General features: G+C 66.4%; 15 protein-coding genes. 10 read left to right on the plus strand and 5 right to left on the minus strand.

All coding sequences use genetic code 11. The annotated features are described in order from the left end of the window. Positions 1-611: 611 nt before the first annotated feature. On the minus strand, positions 612-1562 hold the full coding sequence (locus AC07YR_RS03150; protein ID WP_494733028.1) for a hypothetical protein: 951 nt from the start codon (positions 1560-1562) through the stop codon (positions 612-614). A 39-nt stretch (positions 1563-1601) separates the two neighbouring features. Here AC07YR_RS03150 and AC07YR_RS03155 point away from each other — a divergent pair, with 39 nt between their 5' ends. The 10 genes from AC07YR_RS03155 to AC07YR_RS03200 all read left to right on the plus strand — a co-directional run bounded on the left by AC07YR_RS03155 (position 1602) and on the right by AC07YR_RS03200 (position 11428). Continuing rightward, positions 1602-2423: a hypothetical protein gene (locus AC07YR_RS03155; RefSeq protein ID WP_494733029.1), complete on the plus strand. Its 822-nt coding sequence runs from the start codon at positions 1602-1604 to the stop codon at positions 2421-2423. A 6-nt stretch (positions 2424-2429) separates the two neighbouring features. After that, the gene (locus AC07YR_RS03160; RefSeq protein ID WP_494733030.1) at positions 2430-3422 is read left to right on the plus strand and encodes an HAD-IIA family hydrolase; all 993 of its coding nucleotides are present in this window, start codon (positions 2430-2432) and stop codon (positions 3420-3422) included. A 22-nt stretch (positions 3423-3444) separates the two neighbouring features. Then, on the plus strand, positions 3445-3645 hold the full coding sequence (locus AC07YR_RS03165; RefSeq protein WP_055800251.1) for a hypothetical protein: 201 nt from the start codon (positions 3445-3447) through the stop codon (positions 3643-3645). Positions 3646-3647: 2 nt separating this feature from the next. After that, positions 3648-4460 carry a TlyA family RNA methyltransferase gene (locus tag AC07YR_RS03170; RefSeq protein WP_436057245.1) on the plus strand — a complete coding sequence of 271 codons (813 nt, stop codon included), beginning with the start codon at positions 3648-3650 and terminating at the stop codon, positions 4458-4460. Between the two features lie 13 nt (positions 4461-4473). After that, positions 4474-5496, plus strand: a complete 1023-nt coding sequence (locus AC07YR_RS03175) for an NAD kinase (RefSeq protein ID WP_055800244.1) — start codon at positions 4474-4476, stop codon at positions 5494-5496. Between the two features lie 3 nt (positions 5497-5499). Then, the gene (gene recN, locus AC07YR_RS03180; RefSeq protein WP_494733031.1) at positions 5500-7239 is read left to right on the plus strand and encodes a DNA repair protein RecN; all 1740 of its coding nucleotides are present in this window, start codon (positions 5500-5502) and stop codon (positions 7237-7239) included. A 145-nt stretch (positions 7240-7384) separates the two neighbouring features. Further along, positions 7385-9193, plus strand: coding sequence for a CTP synthase (gene pyrG, locus AC07YR_RS03185; RefSeq protein WP_494733032.1), 1809 nt, complete (start codon positions 7385-7387; stop codon positions 9191-9193). Between the two features lie 27 nt (positions 9194-9220). Then, a complete protein-coding gene (locus AC07YR_RS03190) occupies positions 9221-9883 on the plus strand; it encodes an NUDIX domain-containing protein (protein WP_055800232.1) in 663 nt (220 codons plus the stop codon). Continuing rightward, positions 9883-10905, plus strand: a complete 1023-nt coding sequence (xerD, locus tag AC07YR_RS03195) for a site-specific tyrosine recombinase XerD (RefSeq protein ID WP_494733033.1) — start codon at positions 9883-9885, stop codon at positions 10903-10905. Before AC07YR_RS03190 ends, xerD begins: the two co-directional genes overlap by 1 nt. A 31-nt stretch (positions 10906-10936) precedes the next feature. Next, positions 10937-11428: an 8-oxo-dGTP diphosphatase gene (locus AC07YR_RS03200; protein WP_055800227.1), complete on the plus strand. Its 492-nt coding sequence runs from the start codon at positions 10937-10939 to the stop codon at positions 11426-11428. An 88-nt stretch (positions 11429-11516) separates the two neighbouring features. Here the strand turns inward: AC07YR_RS03200 and AC07YR_RS03205 are convergent, their stop codons facing one another. The 4 genes from AC07YR_RS03205 to AC07YR_RS03220 form a co-directional block, all read right to left on the minus strand. Continuing rightward, the gene (locus AC07YR_RS03205) at positions 11517-12656 is read right to left on the minus strand and encodes a bifunctional 2-methylcitrate synthase/citrate synthase (RefSeq protein WP_494733034.1); all 1140 of its coding nucleotides are present in this window, start codon (positions 12654-12656) and stop codon (positions 11517-11519) included. Positions 12657-12721: 65 nt separating this feature from the next. Further along, positions 12722-13627 (minus strand): methylisocitrate lyase, encoded by a 906-nt coding sequence (gene prpB / locus AC07YR_RS03210; RefSeq protein ID WP_436057247.1) that lies wholly within the window; start codon positions 13625-13627, stop codon positions 12722-12724. Continuing rightward, entirely contained in the window at positions 13627-15147 is a 1521-nt protein-coding gene (locus AC07YR_RS03215; protein WP_494733035.1) for an MmgE/PrpD family protein, read from the minus strand. The genes prpB and AC07YR_RS03215 overlap by 1 nt, the downstream gene beginning before the upstream one ends. Before the next feature lie 10 nt (positions 15148-15157). After that, on the minus strand, positions 15158-15799 hold the full coding sequence (locus tag AC07YR_RS03220; RefSeq protein ID WP_055800214.1) for a GntR family transcriptional regulator: 642 nt from the start codon (positions 15797-15799) through the stop codon (positions 15158-15160). Positions 15800-15941: the final 142 nt, after the last annotated feature.

A 15941-nucleotide genomic window follows, 5' to 3' on the forward strand; every position in this document is an offset into this window, starting at 1 on the left:
ACACGGTTGGGGCTCTCCCGCATTTAAACCACCCCTAACACCACACCCCCGACCCGGCACCACCCGGAACCACCCCCGGGCAACGCACTCTCAGATCCTGGCGCCTTTCGCCGGACCCTCTCCCACCACCCGGCAAAACCGGCCAGGCACCCACGCCAGCCACCGCCGTCGAACCTTCCCCAAAGTGCGAGAGCGACGGGGAAAAACCCGCAGGAAGTGAGAGAGCGTCCGTAGGGGAGGAACGTCCGCTGCTCAGGGATTGCCCCGGAACGAAGCGGACTGGAAGCCCGGCCGTGCCCAAACGCTGAGTTGGGTTCGACGTCCTTGTGAGGCTTGCCACGGGAGCGGCTCATGGGGCTGCGGCAGTTAGTTCGTGAGCGGTGACTCGCCTAGAATTGCATGAGATGTACGGACTTCGAAGCGCTTTATTTCGGGTTGCGTAGGATAACGAAACACGGATAAGAGCGGCTGCGATTGCGCCAGTGGTCGGCTCATAACAGGAGGAATCCAACATGGCTGAGCACAACGGCGGAAATCGAAGCGGAAAAGACCGCGGCAGTTCTGGAGGCGGCCGGCCCTCCGGCGGTGGCCCCTTCCGCCCATCGAACAACTCAGGCGGCGATCCCCGCGGATTCCGCGCCAGGGATGACCGCGGTGAGCGTCCGTCCCGCGAAAGTGGGGGAGAGCGTCGCAGCTTTGGCGCCGGTGGTGGCGATCGTGACCGTAAGCCCTTCGGTGACCGTCCGTCCCGTGAAGGCGGCGGGGAGCGCCGCAGCTTTGGCGCCGCTGGTGGCGACCGTGACCGGAAGCCGTTTGGCGCCGGTGGCGATCGCGATCGTAAGCCGTTTGGTGACCGTCCGTCCCGCGAAAGTGGGGGAGAGCGCCGCAGCTTTGGCGCCGGTGGTGGCGATCGTGACCGGAAGCCGTTCGGCGCCGGTGGTGGCGATCGTGATCGTAAGCCGTTTGGTGACCGTCCGTCCCGTGAAGGCGGCGGGGAGCGCCGCAGCTTTGGCGCCGGTGGTGGCGATCGTGATCGTAAGCCGTTTGGCGCCGGTGGCGATCGTGACCGGAAGCCGTTTGGCGGTGGCGATCGTGATCGTAAGCCCTTCGGTGACCGTCCGTCCCGTGAAGGCGGCGGGGAGCGTCGCAGCTTTGGTGGCGGCGATCGTGACCGGAAGCCCTTCGGTGACCGTCCGCGCCGTGAGGGTGAGGGCGAACGTCGCAGCTTTGGTGGTGGCGACAACCGCAAGCCATTCGGCGACCGCCAGGAACGTGCTTCCAGAAGCTTTGACCGCGGCGAATCGGGCCCCCGAGACTTCGGACGCGACCGCCCCGAGGACCGTCCCGCACGCGTACCCAACGCCCGCGACCTGCGCAGCGCCAACCGCCCGGACCGTGAGCGTTCTCCCCAGATCGATGAAGATGTCACGGGCCAGGAGCTGGACCGCGCCACGAAGCACGAGATCAAGACCCTCGAACCCAAGAGCGCTGAGTGGGTCGCACGCCACCTGGTGATGGCGGGCCGCCTCATTGACGAAGAACCGGAACTTGCCTTCCAGCATGCTCTGGCTGCCAGCCGCCGCGGTGGACGCCTGTCCGCAGTGCGCGAGGCAGTTGGCCTGACCGCCTACGCTGCAGGCCACTACGGCGAAGCACTGCGTGAGTTCCGCACCTACCGCCGGATCAGTGGATCCAACGTGCACCTGCCCGTGATGGCCGACTGCGAACGCGGCCTGGGACGTCCGGACCGCGCCCTTGACGTGGCGCGCTCGGAGGAAGCCAACGACCTCGACGCGCCCGGCAAGGTTGAACTGGCCATCGTGGCTGCCGGCGCCCGCACCGACCTCGGCCAGCTGGATGCGGCCGTTGCCGAACTGGAAATCGCCCAGTTGGATATCAACCGCGCCTTCTCCTACAGCCCCCGGCTGTTCCGTGCTTACGCTGATGCTCTCGCGGCAGTGGGCCGCACGGAGGAATCCGCAAAGTGGCAGCGCCAGGCCGTTGTCGCCGAGAACGCCCTCGGCCTTGGCGAGGATGAGGAACCTGACATCATCGACCTCGGCTGGGACGAGGAAGAAGAAGCCCGGGAAGAGGAAGCTCGGCGCCGCCTGCTTGCCCAGCAGCAGGCTGACAGCGCTCCGGCCGCAGCGCCCGGCGTCCGCGACGAGAGCCAGTCGGCCGTCGTCGAGGCTGCTGCCTCGGACGCTGCCGCATCAGACGCAGCTGCCTTGGACGAAGGCTCCGATGACGCCGAAGGCGATTACTTCGAATCCGACGACACCGAGTCCGACCAGGACTCCGTCGAGGCGGACGAACTCGAAGACGGTACCAGCGAAGACGGCACCTCCGAGCATGGCACCTCCGAGGACGCCTACCTTGCCGGGGATGCCGATACCGCAAACTCGGACCGCGAAAGGGAATAACTGCGCATGAGCGGTGCATCATTGATCTCCAGGTTCGACGCCCTTCTGTCGGACCTTGACGGTGTCGTCTACGCCGGTCCCCACGCCATCCCGGGCGCCGTCGAGGCCCTGCGGCAACTGGCAGGAATCGACGTCGGACTTGGCTACGTCACCAACAACGCATCCCGGACACCCGCGCAGGTGGCAGCCCACTTGCGCGAGCTTGGCGCTCCCGCCGAAGACGAGCAGGTGGTCAGTTCCTCGCAGGCGGCCGGCGAGCTGCTGGCCGGACTCCTGCCGGCGGGCGCGCGTGTCCTGGTGACAGGGAGCCCGGCACTGGCGCATGAGGTGGAGCTCGTGGGACTGACCCCGGTCCACAGTGCAAAGGACAATCCGGTAGCCGTGGTCCAGGGATTCAATCCCGAGATCGGCTGGAAGGACCTCGCTGAGGCCTCATACGTTATCGCCGGCGGCGCCCTCTGGGTTGCCACCAACACGGACATGTCCATCCCGCAGGCCCGGGGCATCGCTCCCGGCAACGGAACCCTGGTGGCTGCCGTTGCGGCGGCCACCGGACAGCGGCCCCTGGTGGCCGGAAAGCCCGAGGCGCCCCTGTTCCGCACCGCCGCCAAGCGGCTCACCTCCGACCGTCCGCTCGTCGTCGGCGACCGGCTGGACACCGACATCCTCGGCGGAAACAACGCCGGCTTCGCCACGGTGGCGGTGCTCACCGGCGTCGATACCCGGGAATCGATCCTCGCCGCCCGCACGGCCGAGCGGCCGGACTACCTCATCAATGACCTCAGCGATCTGTACCGCCCGTACCCCGTTGTGGAAGAGCACGACGGCGGCACGTTCCGTTGCGGTGCAGCCTCCGCCGTGGTGCGGGGAGAATCAGTCCACATCAGCGGGCTTCCCGGTGACCTGGACTCGTGGCGTGCGGCCTGCTCGGCGTGGTGGACGGCAAATCCGCAGGAAGACGCTCCGCTGGCACCGGCCATCGAATGGCTGACGCACTAAGACGACTCACTAGACTGGGAACATGACCGAGCTGAACAACATTCCGGACGCCGGCAGTGGCGTGAGCCCGGTCGGAGACTCTGCGGTCGACGAGGTCCTTGACCGCCTGGCCGACATTCAGGGCCTGCCTGTTGCCGGGCATGCCGAGGCCTACTCCGCACTCCACGACGCACTGCTGGATGCGCTGAACGACGACGACCCTTCGGCTGAGGGTGACGCCTGAGGATGGCAAGGCTTGATCAAATGCTCGTCGCCCGCGGGCTGGCGAGGTCCCGTACCCATGCCGCGCGCCTGATTGCCGAAGGCAAAGTCAGCTCAGGTGGCAGTGTTCTCGCCAAAGCCTCCGTCCAGGTGGACGACCTCACGCCCCTGGACGTTGCCGATGACGGGCAGGACACGTATGTCAGCCGTGCCGGCCACAAACTGGCCGGGGCCCTGGACGCATTCCCGGACGTCACAGCGGAAGGAAAGCGCTGCCTGGACGCCGGAGCCTCCACCGGCGGCTTCACTGAGGTCCTGCTGAGGCGCGGCGCGGACCACGTGGTGGCGGTCGACGTCGGACACGGCCAGCTGGTTGCCCAGCTCAGGAACGACCCCCGCGTGTCCGTGCACGAAGGCCTCAACGTGCGCTACATGACGCCTGACGCTATCGGCGGTCCTGCGGCGCTGACAGTCGCTGACCTGTCGTTCATCTCGCTGACGCTCGTCCTGGTGCCGCTGGCGGCATGCACGCATCCCGGCGGCGACCTGGTCCTGATGGTCAAGCCGCAGTTCGAGATCGGCAAGGACCGGCTGGGCCGCACGGGCGTAGTGAATTCCGAGCGTGAACGCCGGATGGCGGTGGAAAAAGTCGCCAATGCAGCGCTGGACGCCGGGCTCGAGCTGCGAGGCCTTGCGGCAAGCCCGCTGCCCGGCCAGGACGGAAACGTCGAATACTTCCTGTGGATAAAGCGCAGGATCACCTCAGACTTGCCTAAGATCGAAGAGCGGGACGCAGCCCTTGCTGCGTTGCTCGGAACAATCTGGCCGAACCACTAGAAAGCGGAACCCGATGAGCAGGCGTGTACTGGTCCTTGCCCACACCGGCCGCGAGGAATCACTGAAGGCTGCCTGGGAGGCGTGCATCCAGCTGCACGCCTCAGGCATTGTTCCCGTGATGCAAAAATCCGAACTCGAAGACATGGAAGGTTTTTTCGGCCGGCTCGATGATCCCGTCGAGATCCTCCACGACCACATCCAGCTCGCCGACGTCGAGCTTGTCATGGTCCTGGGCGGTGACGGCACCATCCTCCGTGCCGCCGAGCTGGTCCGGGAAGTGGACGTGCCGCTGCTCGGCGTCAACCTGGGCCATGTGGGCTTCCTCGCCGAGAGCGAGCGGGCCGACCTTGCCCAGACCGTGGAATGGATCGCCAGCCGCGACTACACGGTGGAAGAGCGGATGACCATCGACGTCCAGGTCTGGGTCCGCGGACAGAAGATCTGGCACACGTGGGCGCTGAACGAGGCCGCGATCGAGAAGGGCAACCGGGAACGGATGCTTGAGGTGGTCACGGAGGTGGATGAGCGTCCTCTGACTTCGTTCGGCTGTGACGGCGTGGTGATGGCAACGCCCACCGGCTCAACGGCCTATGCCTTCTCCGCCGGCGGTCCGGTGGTGTGGCCCGAAGTGGAAGCCCTGGTGATCGTTCCCATCAGCGCCCACGCGCTCTTCGCCAAGCCGCTGGTGGTCTCACCCCGGTCCAGGCTGGCTGTGGAGGTCCTGAACCGGACCGATGCCCAGGGTGTGCTCTGGTGTGACGGCCGCCGTTCCGTGGACCTGCCGCCGGGCGCACGCGTGGAAGTAACCCGCTCGGCCACGCCGGTGCGGCTCGCGCGGACGCACCAGACACCGTTCTCGGCGAGGCTGGTCCGGAAGTTCCAGCTTCCCATTCACGGCTGGCGCGGGCCCATGCCCCAGTCCGAGTCCATCCACACCGGGCCCGTGCCCATCATCCGTACCCCCAGGCCCATGGCGCCGCCCGCGGGTCCCCGGCACACCGGGACGTCCGAGACTGATCCGACGACTGCGAAGTGAATCATGCTTGAAGAACTGAGAATCCGCGACCTCGGCGTCATCACCGACGCAACCCTCCCGCTTGGCCCTGGCCTCAGCGTGGTGACCGGCGAGACCGGCGCCGGCAAGACCATGGTGGTCACCGCCGTCGGGCTCCTCCTGGGTGCCCGCTCGGATGCGGGCGCGGTCCGCAGCGGCGCGAAGAGCGCCTCGGCGGAGGCCGTCCTGAAGCTGGACGCCGGCCATGCCGCCGTGCACCGCGCACGGGAAGCCGGCGCCGACGTTGAAGAGTTCGACGGCGGCGCCGAACTGATCCTTGCCCGTCGCCTGGGGGCGGACGGACGCAGCCGTGCGTACCTTGGCGGGCGCGCCGCCCCCGTGGGGGTCCTCGCGGAGATCGGTGAAAGCCTGGTGGTGGTCCATGGCCAGTCGGACCAGATCAGGCTAAAGGGGGCAGTTGCCCAGCGCGGTGCCCTGGACAAATTTGCCGGCGACGCCCTGGCGGGCCCGCTGGGGACATACCAGTCGCTGTACAGCCACTGGAAGGCCAGCCAGACGGAGCTGGACACACTGCGCGGTGCCGCACGGGACAGGCTCCGCGAAGCGGAATCGCTGCAGATAGCCCTGGCAGAGATCGATGACGTGGATCCGCAGCCGGGGGAGGACGAGTCTCTCAAGGCTGAGGCCGTGAAACTGGCCAACGTGGAAGAACTCAGGATTGCGGCTAATACCGCGCACCAGGCGCTCATCGCGGAGGACTACGGCGACGAGGGCGACGCCACCACCCTGGTGGACGCGGCGAAACGGACCCTGGAACACGTGGCCGAGCACGACGCCGAACTCGGAGCGGCAGCCGCGCGCCTGGCGGAGGTCGGTTTCCTGCTGAACGACATTGCCACGGAACTGGCGAGCTACCAGGCCGGGCTGGATTCAGAGGGGCCGGAGCGGCTCGCGGAAATCGAGGACCGGCGGGCCGCCCTGGCCAAGCTGGTCCGCAAGTATGCCCCCAGCATCGACGAGGTCCTGGTCTGGGCGGAGAACGCGCGTGTCCGCTTCGACGAACTGCAGGACGACTCCACCCGGATCGAGGCGCTGGACGCGGAGGTCGCCCGGACCGAGGCTGAGCTGAAAAAAGAGGCTGCGGCCATCAGCAAGATCCGCGGCAAGGCAGCCAAGGACCTGTCGGCACGGGTCAGCGCCGAACTGAAGGCCCTGGCCATGGCCGACGCGACCCTGGTGATCACCATCGAGCCCGCCGCCCAGCTGATGCCGTACGGCGCGGACGAGATCTCGTTCCTGCTCCAGCCCCACTCCGGTGCGCCGGCGCGGCCGCTGGGCAAGGGCGCCTCCGGAGGCGAGCTTTCCCGCGTGATGCTGGCCATTGAGGTGGTGCTGGCTGCCGTGGATCCGGTGCCCACTTTTGTGTTCGACGAAGTGGATGCCGGCGTGGGCGGGCGGGCCGCCGTCGAGATCGGCCGCCGGCTGGCCATGCTGGCACAGCATGTGCAGGTCCTGGTGGTCACGCACCTGCCCCAGGTCGCCGCGTTCGCGGACCAGCACATCACCGTCACCAAAACATCGGTCAGAGGGGCCGACGGCGGCACCGCCACCGGGTTCACCTCGAGCGACGTGCGGCTGCTCGATGGCCCCGAAAGGGTCAAGGAGTTGGCCCGGATGCTTGCCGGCCAGGAGGATTCCGAGACGGCCCAGGCCCACGCCCAGGAGCTTCTGGACGACGCCAAGCTGCTGCCGCAGCGGGTCTGAGAATACTGCGAGACTGGTCACATCCGCCGGACCGGTCCGGCACCCGGAAGCCGCCGTCACCTGACCAGGCTTGATCAGGAGGGGACAGCGGGGGAGACTGAAGCATTTGGGGAATCCGATTTTCGACCCGTGGAAGGCTCAATTGATGATAGGCTCGAATTCCGTGGTGCAGCGATCAAATTCCCGTGTAAATTCCCGGTTCCCGGGCTCGTCCAAGACGACCAAACACATCTTCGTCACCGGCGGTGTGGCGTCCTCGCTAGGCAAGGGACTGACGGCTTCGAGCCTCGGCCACCTGCTGCGGGCACGCGGTTTGTCTGTAACAATGCAGAAGCTCGATCCCTACCTGAATGTGGATCCGGGCACGATGAACCCCTTCCAGCACGGCGAAGTCTTCGTGACTGACGACGGCGCCGAGACTGACCTGGACGTCGGCCACTACGAGCGCTTCCTCGATGAAAACCTTGAGGGGTCCGCCAACGTCACGACCGGCCAGGTCTACTCCACGGTTATCGCCAAGGAACGCCGCGGCGAGTACCTCGGCGACACCGTCCAGGTCATCCCGCACATCACCGATGAGATCAAGCGCCGGATGCGGCTTCCTGCCGAAGGTAAGAACGCTCCGGACGTCATCATCACGGAGATCGGCGGAACCGTAGGCGACATCGAGTCGCAGCCCTTCCTCGAGTCCGCCCGCCAGGTCCGCCAGGACATCGGCCGCGGCAATGTCTTCTTCCTGCACGTGTCCCTGGTCCCGTACATCGGACCGTCCCAGGAACTGAAGACCAAGCCGACGCAGCACTCCGTTGCCGCGCTGCGCTCCATCGGCATCCAGCCCGAGGCGATCGTGATCCGTTCGGATCGCGAAGTCCCGCAGGCCATGCGCGATAAGATCGGCCGCATGTGCGACGTCGACATCGATGCCGTGATCGGCTGCCCGGACGCCCCGAGCATCTACGACATTCCCAAGACCCTGCACTCCCAGGGCCTGGACTCCTACATCGTCCGTGCACTGGACCTGCCGTTCAAGGATGTTGACTGGACCAGCTGGGACAAGCTGCTCGAAGCGGTCCACAATCCCAAGCACGAGGTGGAAATCGCCCTGGTGGGCAAGTACATCGACCTGCCGGACGCCTACCTCTCCGTCACTGAGGCCCTGCGCGCCGGCGGTTTCGCCAACGACACCAAGGTGAAGATCCGCTGGGTCCCCTCGGACGAATGCGAAACGCACGAAGGCGCCGTCAACTCCTTGGACGGCGTGGACGCCATCTGCGTGCCCGGGGGCTTCGGCATCCGCGGCCTCGAAGGCAAACTGGGCGCCCTGAAGTACGCCCGCGAAACCAAGCTGCCGGTCCTGGGCCTGTGCCTGGGTCTCCAGTGCATGGTCATCGAGTACGCCCGGAACGTGGTGGGCCTCGAGGGCGCATCGTCCAGCGAATTCGAGCCGGACTCCAAGTACCCGGTTATCGCCACCATGGAAGAGCAGCTGGACATCGTCGACGGCAAGGGCGACCTTGGCGGCACCATGCGCCTTGGCCTCTACGAAGCCAGGCTGGACGAAGGCTCCGTTATCGCCGAGACCTACGGCACCACCAAGGTCAGCGAACGGCACCGCCACCGCTACGAGGTCAACAACAAGTACCGCGACCAGATTGCGTCGAAGGGGCTCGTGTTCTCCGGCACGTCCCCGGACGGCAAGCTGGTGGAGTACGTGGAGCTTCCCCGCGACGTCCACCCGTACTACGTGGCCACGCAGGCGCACCCCGAGCTCAGCTCACGCCCCACCCGGCCGCATCCTTTGTTCGCTGGCCTGGTCAAGGCTGCGCTGGATCACCAGAAGGGCGGGGACCTGCTTCCCGCCGCTAACGGCGCGGAAACGAAGAGTGCGGAAGTAACCGGTGCGGAAGCACCGGCTGAGGCCGGCGGCTCCGCCCGCAAGGTCTCGGCCAAGTAGTCACCAACTAAATCAAAGGACGGCGCGATGCCCGGTATGCCTGAAACCCCCAATGCTGCACGGCAGGTTTCGGATGCGCCGAGCCCGCGCCGTCTTTTGTCGTCACGGAAGGTGTACGAAGGCCGCATCTGGGACGTTGTCAGCGACAGCTTCCAGCTCAGCGAAAACGGCGACGAACTGGTCCGCGATTACATCGACCATCCGGGCGCGGTGGCAGTCCTGCCTATGAACGAGGCCGGTGAGGTGCTGCTGATGAAGCAGTACCGGCATCCCGTGGGCATGGACCTGTGGGAAATCCCGGCCGGCCTGCTGGACATTGAGGGTGAGGACTTCGTCGTAGGCGCCGCGCGGGAGCTTGCCGAGGAAGCGGACCTGGTAGCCGGGACCTGGAATGTGCTGGCAGACTTCTTCAACTCGCCCGGATCATCCAGCGAGGCGATCCGCATCTACCTTGCCCGGGACCTCAGCGATGTGCCCGATCATGAGCTCCATGTCCGCACCGATGAGGAAGCGGAGATCGAACTGCACTGGACGCCGCTGGAGGACGCAGTGGCGGCAGTCCTGGAGGGCCGGCTGCACAACCCGTCCGCCGTCGTCGGAATTCTTGCCGCAGCGGCGGCCCGCGCAGAAGGCTTCGAGCATCTGCGTCCGGGGAACGCACCCTGGCCCGCCCATCCCAGCCAGCGTTGATGGGCAGCACCGTCACTCCCGCGCCGGAACGTGCCGGTGCTAAACAGGCACAATCGGCGTCCGGCGCGGAAACGGCTGTTCGGCCGCGCAACGCCATAGACCGGGCAGTGGGCGACTACCTCCAGCACATGGGCGTGGAGCGGGGGCTGGCAGCGAACACGCTGTCCGCCTACCGCCGCGACCTGTCCCGTTACGCCAACTACCTCGCGGCGTGCGGTCCGGACCGCCCAGGCGAGGTCACCCGCCGGCACGTCACCGGCTTCGTGCAGGCATTGTCCGACGGTTCCGACGGCGGGACGGCCCTCGGTGTCAGGTCTGCGGCGCGGACGGTCGTGGCGGTCCGCGGGCTCCATAAGTTCTGGGCCCTGGAGGGAATCACGACGGCGGATCCCGCCAGCGACGTCCACCCGCCAATGCCGGGCAAGCGCCTGCCCAAGGCGATCAGCGTCGATGAGGTCACCAGGATCCTGGAAGCGGCCGGCACGGACACGGCTACAGGCCTGAGGGACCGGGCCCTGCTGGAATTCCTTTACTCCACCGGCGCCCGCATCAGCGAGGCGGTGGGCCTGGATGTGGACGACATCTCGCTGCAACCGGAGCTGGACGGCCCGGCGATTGTCCGGCTGTTCGGCAAGGGGTCCAAGGAACGTCTGGTGCCTTTGGGGTCGTACGGTGCACGCGCCCTTGACGCGTACCTGGTGCGGGGGCGGCCTTTGCTTGCCGCGAAAGGCAAGGGCACGCCGGCGCTTTTCCTGAACGCCCGCGGCGGCCGGATCAGCAGGCAGAGCGCCTGGACCATCCTCAAGGCAGCGGCGGACAAAGCCAACATCACCAAGGACGTCTCGCCGCACACCCTGCGCCATTCCTTTGCCACCCACCTCCTGGAAGGTGGCGCGGACGTCCGGGTGGTCCAGGAACTCCTGGGCCACGCCTCGGTCACCACCACGCAGGTCTACACGCTGGTTACGGCCGATACCTTGCGGGAGATCTACGCCGCCGCCCACCCGCGGGCGCTGGGCTGAACTCTCAAGTCAACACAGCTAGTCTGGGTCCATGACGTCGACCCCCGTAACACTCTGCTTCCTGCTCCGGGACCGGCCCGACGGGGGAACGGATGTCCTCCTCGGCCTCAAAAAGACCGGCTTTGGCATTGGCAAGATCGTGGGGCTGGGCGGTCATGTGGAACCGGGGGAGAGCCACGCCGAGGCGGCATGCCGGGAAGTGCAGGAAGAGTCCGGCGTAGTAGTGCTCGAGCGGGACCTGCGCCCTGCCGGCGTCGTGGAGTTTGTCTTCCCCCACCGCCCGGAATGGAACATGCACACCACCTTGTTTACCACCCGCCGGTGGCACGGCGAACCGGCGGAAAGTCCGGAGATCGAGCCCGAATGGTTTGATGCGCTGTCGTTGCCGGTGGACCGCATGTGGCAGGACGCGGACCACTGGCTGCCGCCGGTGCTGGGAGGCGGGACGGTGGACATAGTGGTCACCCTCAACGCCGACAATGAAACCGTGGCGTCGTCAGTGAGCGTCCTGCGGAATTTGTAAGCAGGACCCACGACGGCGGCCGGTCACCTGTGAAAGGTGACCGGCCGCCGTCGTGCGCTCCCAAACCCGGGCATGAGGACCTGAGGGCCTACGAAAGGTGCCGCTCTTCCACGCCGTTGTACTCGCTCAACGGACGGATCAGCGAGTTCGAATCCAGCTGCTCCATGATGTGCGCGGTCCAGCCGGTGATGCGGCTGGCAACGAACAGGGGAGTGAACGTATCAGTGTCGAAGCCCATGAGGTGGTAGGTGGGGCCGGTGGGGTAGTCGAGGTTCGGCTTGATTCCCTTGGCCTCGTCCATTGCGGTCTCCAGCCCGTTATAGAGACCCAGGAGCTCCGGCCTGCCGTAGTGGGCAATCATCTTGTCCAGCGCGGCCTTCATGGTGGGGACGCGCGAGTCGCCGTGCTTGTAGACACGGTGGCCGAAGCCCATGACCTTCTTCTTCTGGGCCAGGGCGTCCTCCATCCAGGCCTTGGCCCGGGCGGCGGCTTCTTCCAGGGATTCCTCCGGCCTGATGCCGATTTCGTCGAAGGTGTGCATCACGGCTTCGTTGGCACCACCATGGAGTGTTCCCTTGAGGGCGCCGATGGCGCCGGTCACTGCCGAATGCAGGTCCGACAGGGTGGACGTGATCACGCGGGCCGTGAAGGTGGACGCGTTGAAGGAGTGCTCGGCGTACAAAATCATGGAGACATTGAACGCATCGACCACTTCGGGGACAGCCTCCTCGCCGAACGTCATCCAGAGGAAGTTGGCGTCGTATCCCAGGTCGTCACGGGGCTCCACCAGCTCCAGGCCATGGCGGCGGCGCTGATCGTAAGCCACCACGGCAGGCATCGCGGCGAACAGATCCATAGCCTTGGCCAGATTGGCTTCCCGGGAGGAATCCTCGGCGAGCGGGTGCCGTGCGCCCATGACTGATGCTGCCGTCCGGCAGACGTCCATCGGGTGGGACGTGATGGGCAGCGCGTCGATCACCTGCTTGACCACCGGATCCAGTGCGCGGCCGGCCTTTTCCTTGGCCGTGAACTCGGCCAGCTGCTCCGGCGTGGGCAGTTCACCGTTCCAGAGCAGGTAGGCCACTTCCTCGAAGCTGCACTTGGCGGCAAGTTCCTGGACCGGGTAGCCGCGGTACAGCAGCGAGTTGGTGTCGGGGTTGACCTTGGACACCGCGGTGTAGTCCACCACGACGCCGGCGAGGCCCTTTTTGATCTCGTTTTCAGCCATGCTGAAACTCCTTCGTTCCTTATGCTGTGTGCCGGCCGGAGCCGGAAGTCCGGATGAATAGGGGGTCAGTTGGTGCCGGGAATCCTGAAGTTGAAGACCCCGGTGTCAAAGCGGTTGTAGGCCTCGTAGTCCACCAGGTCATACAGCCGCGCACGGGTCAGCATGCTCTCTACCTGTGCCTCCTGGGTGCCGTCGGACTTGATCGATTCCAGAGTACGCTCAGCTGCCCCCATGGCACTACGGAGCAGGGTGACCGGGTAGATGACCATGTTCACCCCGACCTCCTGCAGCTGCTGCACGGTGAACAGCTCGCTCTGGCCGAACTCGGTCATGTTGGCGAGGATGGGCACGTCCACGGCGTCGCGGATGGCCTGGAACTCGCTGAGGTCCTTCATGGCTTCCGGGAAGATGGCGTCCGCCCCGGCCTCGACGAGGGCCTTGGCCCGCTCCTGTGCCGCTTCCAGACCGTCGGTGGCACGGATGTCCGTCCGGGCCATGATCAGGAAGTTGGGATCCCGGCGGGCGTCGGCGGCGGCGCGGATGCGTTTGGTGGCGGTGTCCAGGTCCACCACGTTCTTGCCGTCCAGGTGGCCGCACCTCTTGGGGTTGAACTGGTCCTCGATGTGCAGCCCCGCCAGCCCGGCATTTTCGATTTCCTGGACGCTGCGGGCCACGTTCATGGGTTCGCCGAAGCCGGTGTCCGCGTCCACGATGCTGGGCAGGTCGGTCATCCGGGCGATCTGTCCGGCCCGCGTCGCCACTTCGGTGAGCGTGGTCAGGCCGATGTCCGGCAGGCCAAGGTCGTTCGCCAGCACGGCGCCGGAAATGTAGACGCCGGCGAAGCCCTTCTCCTCGATCAGCCGCGCCGAGAGCGGATTGAACGCGCCCGGGAACTGCTGGATGGTCCCGGACGCCAGGAGCTCGCGGAACCGGATCCGTTTCTGCTCCGGCGTGACCTTCGAGTACAGCATCAGAAGAGTCCCTTCGGAGCGGCGGCGAGGTCGATCACGCCGTCGGCTGCCTTGATGTTGAGCTGGTCCAGCTCTCCGGCGGCCAGTTCCGGGAGCCGGGACGCGGCGGCAAGGAAGCGTTCGATCTCCTCTTCGGCGACCACACCGGCAGCGAGGGTCCGGAACTTGTTCACGTACTGCTCCCGGGCGAACGGCCGCGCTCCGAGCGGGTGGGCGTCGGCCACAGCGATTTCGTCGTTGATGACCGTGCCGTCGTTCAGGGTTATCTCCACCGATCCGCCGAAGGCCTTCTCCGCGATGTCGAGGGAATGGTAGCGGCGGGTCCATTCCGGGTCCTCCACCGTGGTGACCTTGTGCCACAGCTCCACGGTGTCCGGGCGCGCCGCCCGCTCCGGGGCGTAGGAGTCCACGTGGTGCCACGCGCCATCCTGCAAAGCGACTGTGAAGATGTACGGGATGGAGTGGTCCAGGGTTTCACGGCTGGCCGTGGGGCTGTACTTCTGCGGGTCGTTGGCGCCCGAGCCGATCACGTAATGGGTGTGGTGGCTGGTCTTGATCAGCACCGACTTCACGTTGGCCGGGTCGGTGGTTTCCGGGTGCTCCTTGTTCAGTTTCCGGGCAAGGTCGATCCAGGCCTGGGCCTGGTACTCGGCGGAGTGTTCCTTGGTGTAGGTGTCCAGGATGGCGCGCTTGGCCTCGCCGGGCGTCGGCAACGGCACCATGTAGGAGGCATCAGGGCCGTCCAGCATCCAGGCGATGACGCCGTCTTCGCCCTCATAGATCGGGACCGGCGACGTCTGGCCCCGCATGGAGCGGTCCGCAGCCTCGACGGCCATCTTCCCGGCGAACGCGGGCGCGTGCGCCTTCCAGGTGGAAATCTCGCCCTTACGCGACTGGCGGGTGGCGGTGGTGGTGTGCAGTGCCTGGCCGACGGACTGGAAGATGGTTTCGACGTCGAGGCCGAGCAGGGTGCCGATGCCGGCGGCGGCGGACGGGCCGAGGTGGGCCACGTGGTCGATCTTGTGCTTATGCAGGCAGATGGCCTTGACCAGGTTCACCTGGATCTCGTAGCCGGTGGCGATGCCGCGGATCAGGTCCTGTCCGCTGGAGCCGACGTGCTGGGCGACGGCAAGGATCGGCGGGATGTTGTCGCCCGGATGGGAGTAGTCCGCGGCCAGGAAGGTGTCGTGGTAGTCGAGTTCACGGACCGCGACGCCGTTGGCCCAGGCGGCCCATTCGGGGGACACCCGCTCGTCGATGCCGAAGACCTTGGATCCCTTGCCGCCGGTGGTGGGTCCGTGGCTCAGGGCCTGGGCGCGGGCCGCAACGATGGGGGCGCGGTTCAAGGAGGCGATGGCCACCGAGGCGTTGTCGATCACGCGGTTGATGACCATGTCGGTGACGTCGTCGGTGACGGCGACGGGATCGGTGGCAACTTTGGCGATCTTGTAGGCGAGCTGGTCCTCGCGGGGCAGGTTTTCCTCGCTCTTGTAAACGCGGACGTGGTGTTCCTTGACCATGGTGCTCCTTCTAGTGAGGTGTATGCGTGACTTTGACGTGGGACAGGCTTCGGTGCAGATGCACGGTGGTGGCAGCCTCGGCAAGCCGGGGGTTGCCGGCGGCGATCGCCTCGGCAATGGCGGCGTGCTCGGCGGCGGCAGCGGTGAGCCGCTGGGCGTCGTCCGCGGCCAGGCGGCGGACCCGGACCAGGTGCACGCGCAGGCTGCGCATGGCCTGGGCAAGGTAGGAGTTGGAAATCGCGGCGTCGATGGCCGCGTCGAGCCGGCCCGCGAGCTCGTAGTACGCGTGGAGGCCTGGCCCGCCGCCGTTGATCAGCTCCGGGGCCTGGAGCAGCTCAGTCCGGAGCTGCTCGAAGGTTGCGGGATCCCCGCGCTCGGCGGCCAGCGCAGCCGCCTTGCCTTCGAGGGTTTCGCGCAGTTCGAACAGCTCGTCGATGTCCTCGAGCGAAATATCGGTGACGACGACGCCGCGGCTGCCCGCCGTCGTCGTCAGTCCCTCCGCGGTGAGCCGGCTCAGGGCCTCCCGGAGGGGGGTGCGTGAGATGCCGAGCCGCTCTGACTGCTCAACCTCCGCCAATACCGTCCCTGGCAGGAGGCGCCATTCGATGATGTCGTCGCGCAGTGCCGCATAGGCCCTATCGCTGGCGCGCATCCTTGCCTCCTTCGTTGGTTGACGCTCTTCAGTGTATACATAGGCAGCGTTTTTGCCCAGCAATTGCCCTTGATCTTCGAAACTACTTCAAGTTTGTATACATAGACCCTTGTGCGCGCTTCGCTGGCCGGACTAGCATGGC

The organism is Arthrobacter sp. GW460-12-1-14-TSB2 (genome assembly GCF_059423525.1).

Excerpts from the sequence above, each read along its gene's own strand:
- AC07YR_RS03150 (WP_494733028.1), bottom strand. The coding sequence starts at position 1,562 with ATGCTGGAAGGCAAGTTCCGGTTCTTCGTCAATGAGGCGGCCCGCCAT.
- AC07YR_RS03160 (WP_494733030.1), top strand. The coding sequence starts at position 2,430 with ATGAGCGGTGCATCATTGATCTCCAGGTTCGACGCCCTTCTGTCGGAC.
- pyrG (WP_494733032.1), top strand. The coding sequence starts at position 7,385 with ATGATAGGCTCGAATTCCGTGGTGCAGCGATCAAATTCCCGTGTAAAT.
- AC07YR_RS03190 (WP_055800232.1), top strand. The coding sequence starts at position 9,221 with ATGCCCGGTATGCCTGAAACCCCCAATGCTGCACGGCAGGTTTCGGAT.
- prpB (WP_436057247.1), bottom strand. The coding sequence starts at position 13,627 with ATGCTGTACTCGAAGGTCACGCCGGAGCAGAAACGGATCCGGTTCCGC.
- AC07YR_RS03200 (WP_055800227.1), top strand. The coding sequence starts at position 10,937 with ATGACGTCGACCCCCGTAACACTCTGCTTCCTGCTCCGGGACCGGCCC.
- AC07YR_RS03175 (WP_055800244.1), top strand. The coding sequence starts at position 4,474 with ATGAGCAGGCGTGTACTGGTCCTTGCCCACACCGGCCGCGAGGAATCA.
- AC07YR_RS03165 (WP_055800251.1), top strand. The coding sequence starts at position 3,445 with ATGACCGAGCTGAACAACATTCCGGACGCCGGCAGTGGCGTGAGCCCG.
- xerD (WP_494733033.1), top strand. The coding sequence starts at position 9,883 with ATGGGCAGCACCGTCACTCCCGCGCCGGAACGTGCCGGTGCTAAACAG.
- recN (WP_494733031.1), top strand. The coding sequence starts at position 5,500 with ATGCTTGAAGAACTGAGAATCCGCGACCTCGGCGTCATCACCGACGCA.
- AC07YR_RS03205 (WP_494733034.1), bottom strand. The coding sequence starts at position 12,656 with ATGGCTGAAAACGAGATCAAAAAGGGCCTCGCCGGCGTCGTGGTGGAC.
- AC07YR_RS03170 (WP_436057245.1), top strand. The coding sequence starts at position 3,648 with ATGGCAAGGCTTGATCAAATGCTCGTCGCCCGCGGGCTGGCGAGGTCC.
- AC07YR_RS03215 (WP_494733035.1), bottom strand. The coding sequence starts at position 15,147 with ATGGTCAAGGAACACCACGTCCGCGTTTACAAGAGCGAGGAAAACCTG.
- AC07YR_RS03220 (WP_055800214.1), bottom strand. The coding sequence starts at position 15,799 with ATGCGCGCCAGCGATAGGGCCTATGCGGCACTGCGCGACGACATCATC.